This is a genomic window from Thermoflexus hugenholtzii, from assembly GCF_018771565.1.
Classification (GTDB): domain Bacteria; phylum Chloroflexota; class Anaerolineae; order Thermoflexales; family Thermoflexaceae; genus Thermoflexus; species Thermoflexus hugenholtzii_A.
Map to the genome: position 1 here is coordinate 1,880,193 of NZ_CP076326.1, position 15,278 is coordinate 1,895,470.

The 15,278-nt window shown below is 70.4% G+C and carries 15 protein-coding genes; 4 read left to right on the forward strand and 11 right to left on the reverse strand.

From position 1 onward, the window contains the following. Positions 1–634: 634 nt before the first annotated feature. From panB to KNN16_RS08610, 4 genes are all read left to right on the forward strand, one after another. The gene (gene panB, locus KNN16_RS08595; protein WP_303896392.1) at positions 635–1,519 is read left to right on the forward strand and encodes a 3-methyl-2-oxobutanoate hydroxymethyltransferase; all 885 of its coding nucleotides are present in this window, start codon (positions 635–637) and stop codon (positions 1,517–1,519) included. Next, positions 1,516–2,484: a ketopantoate reductase family protein gene (locus KNN16_RS08600; RefSeq protein WP_303896393.1), complete on the forward strand. Its 969-nt coding sequence runs from the start codon at positions 1,516–1,518 to the stop codon at positions 2,482–2,484. The genes panB and KNN16_RS08600 overlap by 4 nt, the downstream gene beginning before the upstream one ends. A 45-nt stretch (positions 2,485–2,529) precedes the next feature. Then, positions 2,530–3,363, forward strand: a complete 834-nt coding sequence (gene panC / locus KNN16_RS08605) for a pantoate--beta-alanine ligase (RefSeq protein ID WP_303896395.1) — start codon at positions 2,530–2,532, stop codon at positions 3,361–3,363. 597 nt (positions 3,364–3,960) lie between these two features. Then, a complete protein-coding gene (locus KNN16_RS08610; RefSeq protein WP_303896396.1) occupies positions 3,961–4,731 on the forward strand; it encodes a type III pantothenate kinase in 771 nt (256 codons plus the stop codon). A gap of 13 nt (positions 4,732–4,744) precedes the next feature. On the opposite strand, the gene KNN16_RS08615 is transcribed toward KNN16_RS08610, so the two are convergent. The 11 genes from KNN16_RS08615 to KNN16_RS08665 all read right to left on the reverse strand — a co-directional run bounded on the left by KNN16_RS08615 (position 4,745) and on the right by KNN16_RS08665 (position 15,224). Further along, positions 4,745–5,221, reverse strand: coding sequence for a hypothetical protein (locus KNN16_RS08615; protein WP_303896397.1), 477 nt, complete (start codon positions 5,219–5,221; stop codon positions 4,745–4,747). An 81-nt stretch (positions 5,222–5,302) separates the two neighbouring features. Further along, positions 5,303–6,400 (reverse strand): hypothetical protein, encoded by a 1,098-nt coding sequence (locus tag KNN16_RS08620; protein ID WP_303896398.1) that lies wholly within the window; start codon positions 6,398–6,400, stop codon positions 5,303–5,305. Beyond that, positions 6,397–8,166 (reverse strand): glutamate mutase L, encoded by a 1,770-nt coding sequence (locus tag KNN16_RS08625; protein ID WP_303896400.1) that lies wholly within the window; start codon positions 8,164–8,166, stop codon positions 6,397–6,399. The genes KNN16_RS08620 and KNN16_RS08625 overlap by 4 nt, the downstream gene beginning before the upstream one ends. Before the next feature lie 36 nt (positions 8,167–8,202). Then, positions 8,203–8,826, reverse strand: coding sequence for a hypothetical protein (locus tag KNN16_RS08630; RefSeq protein WP_303896401.1), 624 nt, complete (start codon positions 8,824–8,826; stop codon positions 8,203–8,205). Next, positions 8,823–10,904, reverse strand: a complete 2,082-nt coding sequence (locus tag KNN16_RS08635; protein WP_303896402.1) for a zinc ribbon domain-containing protein — start codon at positions 10,902–10,904, stop codon at positions 8,823–8,825. The genes KNN16_RS08630 and KNN16_RS08635 overlap by 4 nt, the downstream gene beginning before the upstream one ends. Before the next feature lie 15 nt (positions 10,905–10,919). After that, complete coding sequence (locus tag KNN16_RS08640; RefSeq protein WP_299286994.1) at positions 10,920–11,543, reverse strand: hypothetical protein; 624 nt, start codon at positions 11,541–11,543, stop codon at positions 10,920–10,922. Positions 11,544–11,555: 12 nt separating this feature from the next. Then, complete coding sequence (locus tag KNN16_RS08645; RefSeq protein WP_303896404.1) at positions 11,556–12,269, reverse strand: hypothetical protein; 714 nt, start codon at positions 12,267–12,269, stop codon at positions 11,556–11,558. After that, on the reverse strand, positions 12,266–12,472 hold the full coding sequence (locus KNN16_RS08650) for a hypothetical protein (RefSeq protein ID WP_303896405.1): 207 nt from the start codon (positions 12,470–12,472) through the stop codon (positions 12,266–12,268). Before KNN16_RS08650 ends, KNN16_RS08645 begins: the two co-directional genes overlap by 4 nt. Before the next feature lie 161 nt (positions 12,473–12,633). Next, positions 12,634–13,584, reverse strand: coding sequence for a MoxR family ATPase (locus KNN16_RS08655; protein WP_303896406.1), 951 nt, complete (start codon positions 13,582–13,584; stop codon positions 12,634–12,636). Positions 13,585–13,683: 99 nt separating this feature from the next. Continuing rightward, the gene (locus KNN16_RS08660; protein WP_303896408.1) at positions 13,684–14,445 is read right to left on the reverse strand and encodes a hypothetical protein; all 762 of its coding nucleotides are present in this window, start codon (positions 14,443–14,445) and stop codon (positions 13,684–13,686) included. Continuing rightward, entirely contained in the window at positions 14,442–15,224 is a 783-nt protein-coding gene (locus KNN16_RS08665; RefSeq protein ID WP_303896409.1) for a nucleotidyltransferase family protein, read from the reverse strand. Before KNN16_RS08665 ends, KNN16_RS08660 begins: the two co-directional genes overlap by 4 nt. Positions 15,225–15,278 lie beyond the last annotated feature (54 nt).

A 15,278-nucleotide genomic window follows, 5' to 3' on the forward strand; every position in this document is an offset into this window, starting at 1 on the left:
GAGCGGAAAGCGCCGGGTCCTCAACGCAAGCGAGGAAGGGGCGCCGGGGGATTCTCCGTCCTGCGCGCGGGCGCATCTCCAGGACGGCGGAGGTTCCCGATGCCTTGCGACCCGCAACGCCATCACCGGCGGTCCATCCGCCTGCCGGGATACGATGACCCCCAACCCGGCGCTTCTTTCATCCCCATCGTCCCCCACAACCGGATGCCGCGGGTGTGTCCCAAAATCGTAGGACAACTGCTCGCAGTTGTCCTACAAAGCGGCGAGATCGCGCGCGCGGAGTGGCTCCAAACCGCCATCGCGCGCCCCTATGGGGGGTTGCACCCTGACGAATTCGTCGCGATGCCCAACCCCGCGCATGGGATCATCCGGATCATGGATTATGAATGTAGGGGCGACCCGTCGGGTCGCCACTACCCGGAATCCGTGCTATACTGAAAGCGCCACCGACCCGCATGGGCGGTGAGCCGAAAGGAGCGGAACCCCGGATGGATCGCCTGCGACCGCCTGGATTGCCGACGGGCAACCGGGACGGCCGGGAACGGAAGATCCCGCCTCCCATGACCCCGGTATCCCTCCGCGGCTTCGGGCCGGTCGCCCCCTGTTTCCTCACGCGCATCTCCGGGAGGGGACCATGGATCGCAAAAAGGTCACCATCCACACGTTGCAGGCCTGCAAAGCCGCCCGCCAGCCGATCACCATGATCACCGCCTACGACTACCCCACCGCCCTGGCGGTGGACCGCGCGGGCGTCGATGTCATCCTCGTCGGCGACTCCCTGGGCATGGTGGTCCTGGGCTACCCCAACACGCTCCCCGTCACGATGGAGGAGATGCTCCACCACGCCAAAGCGGTCGCCCGCGCCAACCCCTCCGCCCTGCTCGTGGGCGACCTCCCCTTCATGGCCTACCAGGCCGACATCGCCGAGGCCGTCCGCAACGCCGGGCGCTTCCTCAAAGAAGCGGGGATGGACGCCGTGAAGCTGGAAGGCGGGCGGGAGATGGCCCCCACGGTGGAGGCCATCGTCCGCGCCGGGATCCCGGTGATGGGTCACATCGGCTTCACCCCCCAGTCCCTCCACCGGCTGGGCGGCTACCGCGTCCAGGGCCGCACGGCCGCCGACGCCCGACGCCTGCTGGAGGACGCCCTGGCCCTGGAGGCCGCCGGATGCTTCGCCATCGTCTTGGAGATGGTCCCCGAGCCGGTGGCCGCCGCCATCACCGAACGCCTGCGCATCCCCACCATCGGCATCGGGGCCGGAGCGGCATGCGACGGCCAGGTGCTGGTCCTGCACGACCTCATCGGGCTCTTCGACCGCTTCACCCCCCGCTTCGCCAGGAAATACGCGGACCTGCACCAGGAGATCGTGCGGGCCGTCCAGGCCTACTGCGAGGACGTGCGGAGCCGGCGGTTCCCGGGCCCGGAGCACACGTTCTCCATGGACCCCGAGGAGCTGGCCGCCTTCCAGGCCATGCTGGAAGGGCTCCCCGCCCCTGCGCCCGTGCGGGAGGCCCGATGATGCGGATCGCGTTGCTGGGCACCGGCGCCCTGGGGACCCTCTTCGGAGTCCGTCTGGCGGGGGTGGCGGAGGTCTGGATGCTGGGGACGTGGCGGGAGGCCCTGGAGGCCGCGCGCCGCTACGGCCTGCGCCTGATCACCCCCCAGGGGGAAGAAACCGCCTTCGTCGCGGCCGCCGAGGATCCGGCGGAGGTCCCTCCGTGCGACGCCGCCCTGATCCTGGTCAAGGCCTACCAGACGGAGCGGGCCGCGCGGTGGGCCCGGCAGGTCCTGAAGCCCGCCGGGATCGCCCTGACCCTCCAGAACGGCCTGGGCCCCTATGAGACGCTCCGGACGGTCCTCGGGCCGGAGCGGGCGTGGCAGGGGGTGACGATGATGGGGGCCACGCTGGAGGCCCCGGGCCGCGCCCGGCTGGGCGGCGAGGGCCCCATCTGGCTCGGCGCCCCCTCATCGTCCCGGGCGCCCCTGGAGCCCCTCCTCGCGCGCCTGCGGCAAGCCGGGTTCGCCGTGGAGATCCGGGAGGACCTGCGCGGGGTGATCTGGGGGAAGCTGGTGGCCAACACCGCTATCAACCCGGTGACCGCCCTCTTCGACGTCCCGAACGGGGCCCTGCTGGAGCGGCCGGCGCTGTGGGCCCTGGCCCGGGGGACGGCTCGGGAGACGGCCGCGGTGGCCCGCGCCCAGGGGATCCGGCTGCCCTTCGAGGACCCCGTCGCCTTCGTGGCCGAGGTCTGCCGGCGGACCGCGGCGAACTCCTCGTCGATGCGACAGGACGTGCAGCGGGGCCGCCCGACGGAGATCGACGCCCTGAACGGGGCAGTGGCGGCCATCGGACGGGAACGGGGGATCCCCGTCCCCCTCAATGAGGCCCTCTGGCGGGCCGTCAAGGCCCTGGAGCGGAAACGCGTTCGCGCTCCGGTCTCCCCGCCCCCGAAGGTCCGGGCGGGGGAGATCGTCCCGGGATGAAGAGCGGAACCTGTTACGCGCAGATCGCCTGGGGAGGTGATGCGCATGCGCGTGGTTCATACCATTGCGGAAGCCCGCGCCGTCCGCCGGGCGCTCCCCGGCACGTGGGGCTTCGTGCCCACGATGGGCTATCTCCACGAGGGACATCTCTCCCTCGTCCGGCGCGCCCGCGCGGAGAACGACCGCGTCGCAGTGAGCATTTTCGTCAACCCGACCCAGTTCGGGCCCCACGAGGACTACGCCCGTTACCCCCGTGATCTGGAGCGGGACCTCCGGCTCCTGGAGCCCCTGGGGGTGGACCTGGTGTTCGTCCCCTCCGTGGAGGAGATGTATCCGCCGGGCTTCCAGACCTGGGTGATCGTGGAGGAGGTGAGCCGCCCCCTGGAGGGCGCCTCGCGGCCGGGGCACTTCCGGGGCGTGGCCACGGTGGTGGCCAAGCTGTTCAACATCCTCCAGCCGGACCGGGCTTACTTCGGCCAGAAGGACGCCCAGCAGACAGTGGTGATCCGGCGCATGGTGCAGGACCTGAACATCCCGGTGGAGATCGTGATCTGCCCGACGGTGCGGGAGCCGGACGGGCTGGCCATGAGCAGCCGCAACACCTATCTGAACCCGGAGGAGCGGCGGGCGGCCACGGTGCTGTTCCGGGCGCTGCAGGCCGCGAAAGTCCGTTATGAGGCCGGGGAACGGGACGCCGAACGCCTGCGGGAGGCCATGCGGGAGGTGATCCGGGCGGAGCCCCTCGCCCGCATCGATTACGTCAGCGTGGCGCATCCGGAGACCCTGCAGGAGCTGGAGCGGGTGGAAGGCCCCGCCCTGCTCTCCCTGGCGGTCTACATCGGGACCACCCGGCTGATCGACAACCTCATGCTCCCATAGCCGGGATCCCACCGACCCATGCCGGCGGGAGCTTCCACCGCCACCCCCTGCGGGATCGAAAACGGAGGTTCGGGGCGAAAGCCCCTCTTACCAGGACAATGTATTTTTGGTAGGAGCGGCTTTAGCCGCGACCCAATGGGATCAAGAAGACGGGGAGCCGGAATTGGAGGGACGGCTTCCACCGCCACCCCTTGTGGGATCGAAAAGGGAGGTTCGGGGCTGAAGCCCCTCCTACCAGGAGGATCGATGTATTGTTGGTAGGAGGCTTTAGCCGCGACCCGGCGGGATCAAGAAGACGGGGAGCCGGAATTGAAGGGACGGCTTCCACCGCCACCCCCTGCGGGATCGAAAACGGAGGTTCGGGGCGAAAGCCCCTCCTACCAGGACGATGTATTTTGGTAGGAGCGGCTTCAGCCGCGACCCAATGGGATCAAGAAGACGGGGAGCCGGAATTGAAGGGACGGCTTCCGCCGTCACCCCTTGCGGGATCGAAAACGGAGGTTCGGGGCGAAAGCCCCTCCTGCGGGAAGACCGATGCGCGGACCACGCCGAGATCCTGTCCGCAGGCCTTCCGGTCCGTAGGGAAGGAGCGCCGCGATGTTGCTCTGCCTGGATATCGGCAACACCAACATCAAGGCCGGGGTGTTCGAGGGGGAATCCCTGATCGCCCACTGGCGGTTCTCCACCCAGCGGCATCGCCTGGCGGATGAATACGCCGCCCTCTTCATGCAGCTCTTCGATCTTCATCAAATCCGCCCCCGGGAGATCCGGGGCTGCGCCATCGCCTGCGTGGTCCCGCCCCTGCGCGCGGTGTTCGAGGAGATGGTCCGACATTACCTGGGCCTCGAGCCCCTGATGGTCGGCCCCGGGATCCGCACGGGGATCCGGCTGGCGGTGGAGAACCCGCGGGAGGTGGGGGCGGATCGCGTGGCGAACGCGGTGGCCACCTACCGGCTGTATGGCGGGCCGGCCATCGCCATCGCCTTCGGGACCGCGACGGTGTTCGATGTGATCTCCCGCGACGGGGAATACCTGGGCGGCGCCATCGCCCCGGGGATCCTGGTGGCGGCGGAGGCCCTGGTCACCGCCGCGGCCCAGCTGTATCAGGTGGAGCTGACCCGGCCGCCCCGGGCCATCGGCCGGAACACCATCCAGGCGATGCAATCCGGCCTGATCCTGGGCTTCGCCAGCATGGTCGAGGGGATGATCCAGCGCATCCAGGCCGAGCTGGAGGAGCCCGCCCGGGTGATCGCCACCGGCGGCCTGGCGGACACCATCGCCCACGAGGTCCGCGCCATCCAGGTGGTCGATCCCCACCTCACCCTGCACGGCCTCCGGTTCCTGTTCGAGCTCAACCGCCGGCGGTGAGAACGGCTCCGGTTCAGGAAGCGCCGGGGCGCATCCGCAGGCGCCGGGCCAGGAAGGCCAGCAAGAGCACGCCCACCGCCCCCAGCCCCCAGGCCAGGCCGCTTCCTCCGCCGGTCTGAGGCAGCCCGGCCGGCCGCGGGGTGGGTGTGGGGCGGGCCGGGGTTGCCGTCGGCTCCGGAACAGGGGTAGCCGTAGGCTGCCCGGCGAGCTCCACGGTCGGCATGGGCGCCGGGGTGGGAGTCGTCGGCCGGGTCGGGCTGGGGGTCGGGGTGTAGGTCGGCGGCAACGGGCTGGGCGAAGGGATCGGTGTGAAAGTGGGCGCCCCCGCTGGAGCCGCCGGCCGACCCCGAGCCGGGCCGCTCAGGGCCAGATACAGCCCGATGGCGAAAAGCAGGACGACGAACAGCCCCCCCAGGACCAGCAGAGCCAGGATGAACGTTCTGTTCTGCCCCTCCTCCGGGGGCAGCCCCTCCAGATCCACATCGGCCATCGAAGACGCCTCCTGAGCCCGTGGTGGTTCCGAGCAGAAGTCTCCAGAAAAGTTCTCAGAAGGTTCTGCGGAAGAGCTCAGCTATGAACGTAGAACTTCCACATTATAAACCGGGACCCGGACGGGACGCTCTTCCCCGTCCAGCCGGATCTCCGCGCACCACACCCGCAGGCCGCTCTCCAGAACCTGCGGGTCCGGGAGGACGCGAAGGACGGTCCCCGTGCGTCCCCGATGCGGCTCCCGCAACAGACGGACATGCAAGCCGGGCTGGAGGACGACCTCCCCCGTCGGCTCCGGCGGCGGGGGATTCTCCGTCGGGACCGGGATCACGATCTCCGGGCGGCCCGGCGTTCCATCCGGATCCGCGGGAGGGTGCAGGATGAAGGCCTCGCGGCCCTGATAGAGGGAGAAGATCCGGAAGATCCCCGGATGCATCGGGAGGCGGCCGAACCCTTCCGTCAGGATCACCGGGAAGGAGAGCTCCCGCAGTCGGGGCAACAGAGAGGCCTCCATGCTCCCGGCGATCATCCCCCGCACCTGAAGCCGCTCCGCCTGCTCGAGGGCGCTCGGCTCGATCCACCCGCCCCCCACCACGATGGTGCCCTGGACCATGGGATCCAGGACGCGCGCCCGCAACGGCTCCGCCCCGCTGGTGACCACCCGGAGAACCCCGCTGAAATCTGAGCCGCTGGACCAGAAGGCCTGGATCAGGGCGCCCGTGGCTTCGAGGATCGCCCCATATGAAGGGATCACCTCCACGACCACGCCGGGGAACCCGGCTCGCACCTCCAGCGTGCGCGTCCCTGTCCGGATCATCACCCGGCCCCCGCCGGCCGCCACCACCTCCCCGTCCACCGGCGAACGCACCCGCAGAGTGCGCAGCCCCAGGAGGGTCCGTCGGGCGGCCAGCACCTCCTGAGCGCGCACCGACGTGCCGGGCTTGCGCCGCAGATACGCGAGGGCCCGCTCCGGGGGGACCCGCAGGGGACGGGCGAGATCCACGATCACCACGCCCATCGGCTGCTCGGCGGTGGCGAGGACGGTCGTGGCCTCCACCGTCTCTCCCCGACGCACCCGCACCTTCCCCGGGAGGGGCAGGCGGCGCTCCCGGCGAATGGTCGCCAGGGCCATAAACGTCACGGACCCGGGATAGAAGCGAGGCGATTCCATCGAGATCACAGGGCACCTCCCAGCGCGCCGACGTCCCAGAGCCAGCGCTGGTTCTGCTCCCGACGGGTTTCCGGATCCTCGGCCAGCCGGAGCGGCCGCCCCCGCCCGTCGACGATCAGGCCCAGCATCCCTCCCGGGATCCGGATCCGCCGGGGCGCCCGCCGGGGTCCCCATCCCAGATCCACCGGGCGTCGCATCCGGAAGCGTCGCAACTCGGTCTCGCCGGCCTCGGGGATGGGCACCACCTCCAGGCGTCCGCCCCGGGCCTCGATCTCATACACCGATTCCGAGCCGTCCGGCCCTCGATGGTGGACCTCGAAGGTGAAGAGCAGCTCATCCGGGGCCACCGGGCTTTCCAGAGCAGGGGCCAGGACCGTGGCCAGGAGGATCCAGGGCCGGCCGGTGATGGCCTCCACCGCGGATCCGGGGTCCAGGGCCGCCAGGGCCCCCAGGCCGGGGAGCAGGCCGACCGGATCCCAGAGCAGGGTGGTGAGGCCGATGGGTTGGAGGGCGTCGAGAGCGGCCAGCGCCAGGGCCCCGGGTCGGGTATGGGCGGCGAAGGCGCCGCCGCTGAGCAGGATCGGTTCGAAGAAACGGACGGTCCGCCCGAGCTCGGGCCAGAGGACGTGGAGGCGTTCCCACGCCTCCGATAGGGCCTCCCGAACGAAGGCCAGCTCGATCCACATCTCCTCCGGGGTTTGAGGGACCGAGAGCGGGTGCAGGGCCTTCGTCCACACCAGCGTCTCCAGGGCTTCCGGAGGGATCTCCTGGGGCAACCACCGGGCAATGCGTTCGTAACCCCGTCGCTGATACAGCGACAGGATCCCCGGGCCGATCCCGCTGTCCGGCTGCACGACCTGAGCCAGCATGCCGCCATAGGCGGCTGCGAGCACCACGTGGCGCCCCCCCACATCGACCACCAGGGCCCCGCGCTCCGGGGTCTCCAGGCTGAGATAGCGGGCCACATGGCTGAGGGCTCGGGCGGTCGGGAGGATCTCGCCACGGGCCCATCCCTGCAACGCCGACAGGCCCGGCAGGCGCATGGCCGCCTGCTCCGCGTAGCGTCGATCCAGCTCCTCCACCACCGGGCCAATGCGCTCCACCCCCGGGCGCGGGCGGACGTTCTCCAGCACCCGCAGCGGGATCTGCCGCCCGGCCATGGCCACCGCCTCCTCGCGCAACAACGCGTTCCCGGCGAAGAGAAGCAGGGGGCGCTCCTCCTCCGGGCGCAGCTGGGCCGCCAGGACGGCCGCCTCCAGCAGGGCCTCCACCGGCCGGGTGCCCCCGCCATCGACGCCGCCGGCGATCACTACCACATGGGGCTCCGCCGCGACCAGGGCATACAGCCATTCCTCTTCGGTCCGCGGGGATCCATCGGGCGAGATCACCGAGAGCGTCTCAAGGACCCGCGTGTAGCTTCCCGCCGCCGCGCGATGGAGGCTGGCGAGGCTCCACTCAGGGGCGATGCCCCCCAACACCACTCGCAACGGAGGGGCGGCGCTGAGGGTGATCAAGCAGACGTCCACCCCCGCTCCTGTGGAGAGCTCGGGGGCGATCAGGATCCCCTGGGGATCCAGCAGGGGGCGCCCGGAGATCGCGCTCAGATGCTCCAGGGCGCGGATCGCGCCGAGGAGGACATCCGGATCCGGGCCGCGCAGGGAAGTGGGGGCGCTGGCCGCCGCCACGAAGCGGAAGCGATCCTCCACCCGGGCGAACAGCATCGCCCGGGTCTGCACACTCCCCACATCGATGGTCACCAGGCTCTTCAGGGTCATGCCCTGCTCCCGCCGGTGCGTATCGGAACAGGGATCTCAGGGTCCCCACCGGCTGAGGGCCTGGATCAGGAACTCGGCCCGGCCGATCAGGAGGGAGATCCCGGTGATGAGGGCGCTGCCGAACAGCGCGCCCAGGGTGAAGGCCCACACCGCCCGTCCCAACCCCTGCAGAACCCCCCATGCGGCGCTCAGGGCAGGGGACCGCGCCGGCGGGCGGTAGAACTGGGCGGCCAGCAGCGCGAGCAACGTCGCCGCCAGCCCCAGGGTGAACCCCTGGCCCGCCCCCGCGGCCACCTGAGGCCCGATGGTCCCGAACAGCGCCCCCGCCCCTGCGATCCCCAGGCCCACGCCCAGGGCGATGGCGAGACCCAGATCCCCCAGGATCCCCAGCCGCGGCACGCCTTTCGCCAGGACCAGAAGCCCCAACCCGAGCTGCAGGAGAAGAAAAGCCCGTCGGGCCGGATCCACCGCCACGGGAAGCGCCCGCCACTGCGGGATCAGGACGTTCCACAGCATCACGGCCGTGAAATACCCGATGCTCAGTCCCACCAGCAGGCTGGCGGCCAGCCGATAGACCGCCGTGTCCTCGATCAAATAGCTCAGGATCATCAGAGTGAGAAAGACGGCCAGAGCGGTCCCCATGGCCTCCATCGGGTTCATCCCTCCCTCCGGCGCGCGGCGAACAGGCTGATCCCCAACCCGACGCCGATCAGGGCGACAACGAGCATTTGAAGCAACGCCTGCGCCTGTAGATCAAAAAAGGCCGGGCTGCCCTCGGCCACCTCGCCCGCCAGCAGCAGCGCGTCCCGCAAGCCGGTGGCCACCGCCCGGAGCTGGCCGCTCTCCTGATACGGGGCCGCATAGGGCGCGATGCCGGCGCTCACCGCCGCGATCACCGGCACTTCCGGGGGGAGGATCCCCCGGGCCTGCTGCAGCCAGCCTCGCAGGGCCTCCGGGGAACCGGTGATCAGCACCACCAGGCTCACCCGGGCCGCCAGCGGCTCCTCCCCGAAATCCCGGGCGATGGGCAGATCCTGCACCGGCCGTCCGGTGTAATCAACGGGGAACCGGCGGAGCGGCTGGCTCAACAGGCGGGCGATCGCCACCTCATGCCCGGGCACATACCCCAGATGCATCACACGCTCCCCATAGTCCGACCGCGCCAGGACCACGGAGGCGGCCTGGGCCGCTCCCCAGGGGCTGAGGCTCACCGTCAGCGCCCGCACCCCACGGTCCGACAGCCGCTGCAGCACCCCCCTCAGGAAGCCGTCCAGCTCGGCCGCGCGGTCCGGCCCATACTCCACCGCCACCAGCGCCAGCCCTCCGGATGGGGCCTCATCCAGCGCGGCGACGAAGGCCGTCGGCGGCGTCAGAAAGGCGGGCCGGAAGAAGGGCAGCGGCCAGTAAAGGCCAAGGATCAACGCCACGAGAATCAGGGCGAACAACAACCCGCGCTCCACCGCCTGGGCCAGACCGGCCGGGGTCGGCTCCGCCACCCGCTCGCCGATCAGGAAGGTCAGGCCCTGGGCGAGCAGACTCCCCCAGGCCTCCGCCCGCGTCCGGAGCTCCGGGATCGGCTCGGCCCGAAGACGGGCGGGAGGGCCCTGGACCTCCACCAGCTGGGGATGTCGTGGGAGCACATCCACCAGCCCGGCCAGCGGACCCTGTTCCTCCACCACCACCGGCTCCAGAGGCAGGAGCGTCTCCACCGGCGCCTCTCCGCCCTCCTCGGCGACCGGCCGGAGGGTCTGCAACCACTCCGGCATCTCCGCCAGCACCGCCTCCAGGTCTGTGAAGGGCGGGACTTCCTCCGGAGGCGGGGGTGGAGGCGCTTCCTCCAGCTGGAAGGGCGCTGTCGCCGGCGGCGCCGTCATGACCTCCTCCGGGAGCCCCTCGGCCCGAAGAGGAGGGGCCTGGGCAGGGACCTCCTCCGATGAACCGGGCGGAGGCGCCTCCGTCAGCCCCAGCTCCTTCCACCATTCCGGCAGCTCCTCCCCCTCCGGCCATGGAGGAGGAAGGGCCTCCACTTCCTCGCCGCCCGGAGAAGGGGCCTCGATCGCGGGAGGACGCTCCGCCTCTTCCTCCAGCGGGAAGAAGGTGAACGGAGCCGTCTCCGGCGGGGAAGCCTCCTCACCGGAGAAGCCCGCCTCGCTGACCGGAGGGGTTTCCCCGAGCTCTGGAACCTCGAAGAGCGGAGGGAGCTCCGGGAACGGGGATGCCTCGGTCTCCGGAGGCATCCACGGCGGAACGGCCATCCCGGTCTCCGCCTCCGGCGGGCCGGGAGGAGCGCCCTCCTCCGGGGGCATGGCCTCCGGCTCCATTTCTTCCGAGAAGGGAAGAATCGGAGCCTCAGGGCCCGAAGGGGGAGCCTCCCCCGGACCCTGCGCTTCTTCCACCGGCGGCGCCCCGAACGGCGGGCGTTCCTCCTCGACGGTTTCCGGGAAAGCGGGAGGCGCTTCCGGGAACAGATCCTCCACCGCAAGCAGCCATTCCGGCATCCCGGGCTCCGGGGGCGCTCCGGCTGCCTCCTCCCGCCTTACCTCCCCTTCCTCCTCCGCTTCCTTCAGCCGGACACCGCACTGCTCACAGAACACGGCCTCGGGCGGGTTCCGGTATCCGCAGACGGCGCAGAGGGTTCCCTCGATCTCCCCGGGGCCATCCACCAGATCTGCCCCACAACGGGTGCAGATTTGCGCCTCCTCCGGGTAAAGCGCCCCACAAACCGGACAGCGTCGCATCGGCTTCCTCCCGGATCAACGGCCCATAGGCCGATCCAGCCCCAGCGCGATCCGCAGCATCATGACCACCACCCCTAACGCCACGCCCAGCAGGATCCCCCGAACCCCCCCGGTGATCAGGGGCTCCACCACCGCGTGGGACAGGGGACCCCAAAGCAGAGGGAGGGAGGTGCCGCCGGAGCGGAGGATCAGGACGCTCAGGACGCCGGCGGTGAACAGCAGGGCTTCGACGGAGGGTCGAGCGCGCAGCCGGCGCCAGAGGGCAAGGATCATAAAGAAGGGAAGCAGCGCGCCCAGCGAGGCCTCGAGGGGCAGCACCCCATATTGATAGATCCACATCATCCAGGGGCCGGCGAGCCCGCTGCCCCGGATCCATCCTTCGCCTGCGGCGAGGATCAGGACGGCGAGGGCGCTCAGGACGATGACCAGGCTATACGGCCATCCCTCCCCCTGGAGGCGGATCCGACGGAGGTGGGCGTCCAGGAAGGCCAGGAAGGCCACCAGCGTGGCATACGCCAGGAGCGTGGAACCCAGCTCGGTCAGGGCCTGGCGGAGCGCCGGCTGGGGCCACAGATACGGCACCAGGGCGAGAAGGATCGCCAGGCTCAGAACCCCGGTGAACACCACCCGCCGGATCATCCCTTCCCTCCTTCACCCACGTCCCATCGCCCCCAGCGCGGCGGCGATGAGGAGCGCGATCAGCAACCAGCGAAGCAGATCGTGAGCCAGCCAGCGCCCCGGGGCATCCTCACGGGGCGCTGCGGTGAGGGCCTCCTCCCCCACCGCGAGGGACGGGTCCAGAGGCCACATGGCCGCCGCGCCGGAAGGATCCGGCATGGCGAAGAGAGAGACCGCCCCCTCCCGCTGGCCCGCCTCGCCGGCGAGGATCGCCTCCTCCCGAAAGGACCCGCCCAGGATGTTGGCGGCGACCGGTCGGAGGCCCAGGGAGAGGGTCAGGCCGGCGATGTAGGCCATCGGGCTGGCGCCAGCCCATTCGATGCGATCCAGGGGAGGAGAGGACATCGCCGGCAGCCGGGCGGCCTCCTGGAAGAGATGCCGCGCATACAGCAGCGCCACGGGATCGGCCACGGCCACCCAGGGAGGGACCTCCCCTGTTCGCACATCCCCCAGCGCCCGCTCCAGGGACCGGGCCGCGCTCAGGGTGAACGCGGCCTCGCCGCCGAGCAGCCCGCCGGATCCCAGCGCGAACTGGAGGGGCTGGCCGGTCTCCAGCGAGCGCCCGACCTGGAAGGGGATCTGCCGGAAGGATTCGAGGGCACGGGGGGAGAGGCGGATCCGCCGCCCGCCGTAGACAGCCGCCAGCGTCAGCGCCGCAGCGATCAGCAACAGGACGCCCATGGTCATCGGGGATCCTCCCGGCCTGGCCTTCGGGGTGCGGATTCGAGGACGGCGATCCAGCGGGCGAGAGGCTCCGCGCCGATCCACGGGCGCAGGAGCCAGAGGCCCTGGGCCAGAGGGAACCGCAGGGGCGCGAAGGCCTCCAGGATCCATTCGAGATCCGCAAACGGAACTCTGCCCACGCGCTGGGGATCTTCCAGCCTGCCCATCCGCCACCTCGCTCCTGGAGCCTTCGGGTGAAACCCGCAGATCCAGCGATCGGCTCGAGTATACCCGATTTCCGCCGCTTTCAAAACAGAAGGCATCCTCCGGGTGTATCCCACTTGTAGGACAACTGCTCGCAGTTGTCCTACCTCCTCGGGCCGGGCGGCTACGCCAGGGCGGCGCCGGGCACCGGAACCCGGTTCATGATCTCCTCCAGAACCTGCTCCGGGGTAACCTCCCGCATGCGGGCGGTGGGATGAAGGATCAGGCGATGGGCCAGGCAGGGCTGGACCAGGGCCTTGATGTCGTCGGGGATCACGTAATCCCGCCCCCGCAGGACGGCCCGGGCTTGCGCGGTGCGGAACAGCGCCAGCGTCCCTCGCGGGCTGGCCCCCAGATAGACGTCCGGATGCTCCCGGGTGCGCTCCACGATCTCCAGGAGATAGCCTCGGATCTCCGCGGAGACGTGGACGGCCCGGATCTCCTCCTGCGCGCGGCGCAGCTCCTCCAGTCGCACCACCTGGTCGAGGGTCTCAATGGGATGGCGGAACTGCTGGGCCTCCAGGATCGCCAGCTCGTCCTTGCGGGCCGGATAACCCAGACGGATGCGCAGCATAAACCGGTCCAGCTCCGCCTCGGGCAGCGGGAAGGTGCCCTCATACTCGATGGGGTTCTGGGTCGCCAGCACCAGGAACGGCTGAGGGAGAGGATAGGTGACGCCGTCCACGCTCACCTGCCGCTCCTCCATCGCCTCCAGCAAGGCCGCCTGGGTCTTCGGCGTGGCCCGGTTGATCTCATCCGCCAGGACGATGTTCGCCATGATCGGCCCGGGGCGGAACTCGAACGTGCGGGTGCCGGGGTTGAAGATCGAGACGCCGGTGATATCGCTGGGCAGCATGTCCGGCGTGAACTGGATCCGCCGGAAGGTTCCCCCGATGGAGCGGGCCATGGCCTTGGCCAGCATGGTCTTGCCCACGCCGGGCACATCCTCGATGAGCAGATGGCCCTGGGCCAGGAGCCCGATCACCGCCAGCTCCACCGCCTCCCGCTTCCCGAAAATCACCCGCTCGATGTTCTCCACCAGCCGGCGGGCAACCTCCTGCGCAAACCCATCCATTCCGAATCCTCCATCGCAATGGGATTCCCTGCCCCGGACGGACGACCTCCTCCCCCCTCCGCCTTTGATTTTAGAGGCTGCTTATCTGAAGATCCACCTCTATGGGAAGAGGGGGGAAAGCGGGGGCGTGGGCGGAGGGGAGAGCATGGGCGTGGACGTGGGCGCCGACGGAGGCGGCGGCTCCTCGGTCGGAGGGGCAGGCGGCTGGGAGGCCTCCCCAAGCCCCTCCGTCGGGGGTCCGCTTCGGGAGGGCGGGGCGGGTGTCGGGGATCGCTGCGGCTCACTCTCAGGCGTCCCGGGTGGGATCGAGGGGGTCTCCGACGAAGGGGTGGGACGCAGGATCTCAATCACCACCCATGGGGTTCGAAGGGCCGGCGATGGACCTCCCCCGGCAGCTGCAAGCCCCCGCCCCCCGAACCGCACCGCGGGGAGCCCGAAGGCCAGGGCCATCGCCAGCCCGACTCCACCGGCGGTGGCCAGGGCGCGCTGCCAGGGCTTCCAGGCGTCCGGGAGGGCGGCCCCCGTGAGAACCGCTCCCACCAGGGTGAACAGCGGCCCCTTCCCGATCTCCCGGGCGGGATCCGCCGCCGAGGCGGCGGCCGTCTGCCAGGCGCTCAGCCAGGCCCCCAGGGCGCCCACGGCGGCGAGGAAGGCCAGGGCTCCCAGGATCGGCCGGGCCCGGGGCGATCCCCGGATGGCCCAGGGCAGCCACAGGGCGGGCACGCTGACCATCAGGACCAGCACCCCCCATCCGTCCAGCCCCCGGGCCGCAGGGCCTGCCCCCCAGGGGAGCATCGTCCCGGCCAGCATCAGGGCGGGCCCCAGCATCCGCAAGGCAGGGGAGGGCGTCTCCGCGTTCATGGCTCCCAGCGCCCGGTGAGGGAATCGAGGAAAGCCATCAGCTGGGTTCGAAGCTCCCGAAACGTCTCCGGCATCCGCTCCGCCAGCGGCCGACAGCGCTCCCACTCCAGCTCGAATCCATCGGTATGACGGAACAGATGCCGGAAACGAAGGTAATCCGAGAGGCGGGATCCCAGGGCGGGATCGATCACGGCGGGTCGGGATTCCCCCCACGGGCTCATCATCCGCCACAGCCAATCGGTGTGCCCATGAGGGTCGGCAGGGAGGTCCCCATCGATCCGCACCGCGATCCGCTCGAAGATCCGTTCGACGCCGGTGTAGAAATCGTGCAGGATGCTCCCCAGGCTGCGCAGGGCGAACTCGTCGGGCTCGCCGGGCCAGCGGCTCATCAGCCGCTCCAGCCGGGCGAGCTCCAGGTCGATCTCCCGACGCAGGGCTTCCGTCGGCTCGATGGGCATCTCCTCCTCCCCCAGGATGCGGGCGCGCAGGGTGGGAGGGGCGCTCTCCAGAGGGATCAGATCCAGCTCCATGCCCTCCGGAAGGAGCGCCTCACACTCCCGCAGGGCGTCGAAGTAGCGCTCCGGCGCCAGCCCTTCCACGGCGATATCGATGTCTGAGCGCGCGTGCCAGGGACTCTGGCCGGCCAGGGAGCCGAAGATGAAGACCCATCGTGCCCCGAAGCGGCGGCGCAACAACTCCGCGCACGCCCGGGCCGCCTCCCAGGCCGCCGCCCTCCGGCGCTCCAACATCTCGTCTTTCATGGACTCGTCGCTCACCATCCCGGGAACGGTCTCCTTTGAATGATAAACCGGATCCTCCGGCCTCGCAGGGTG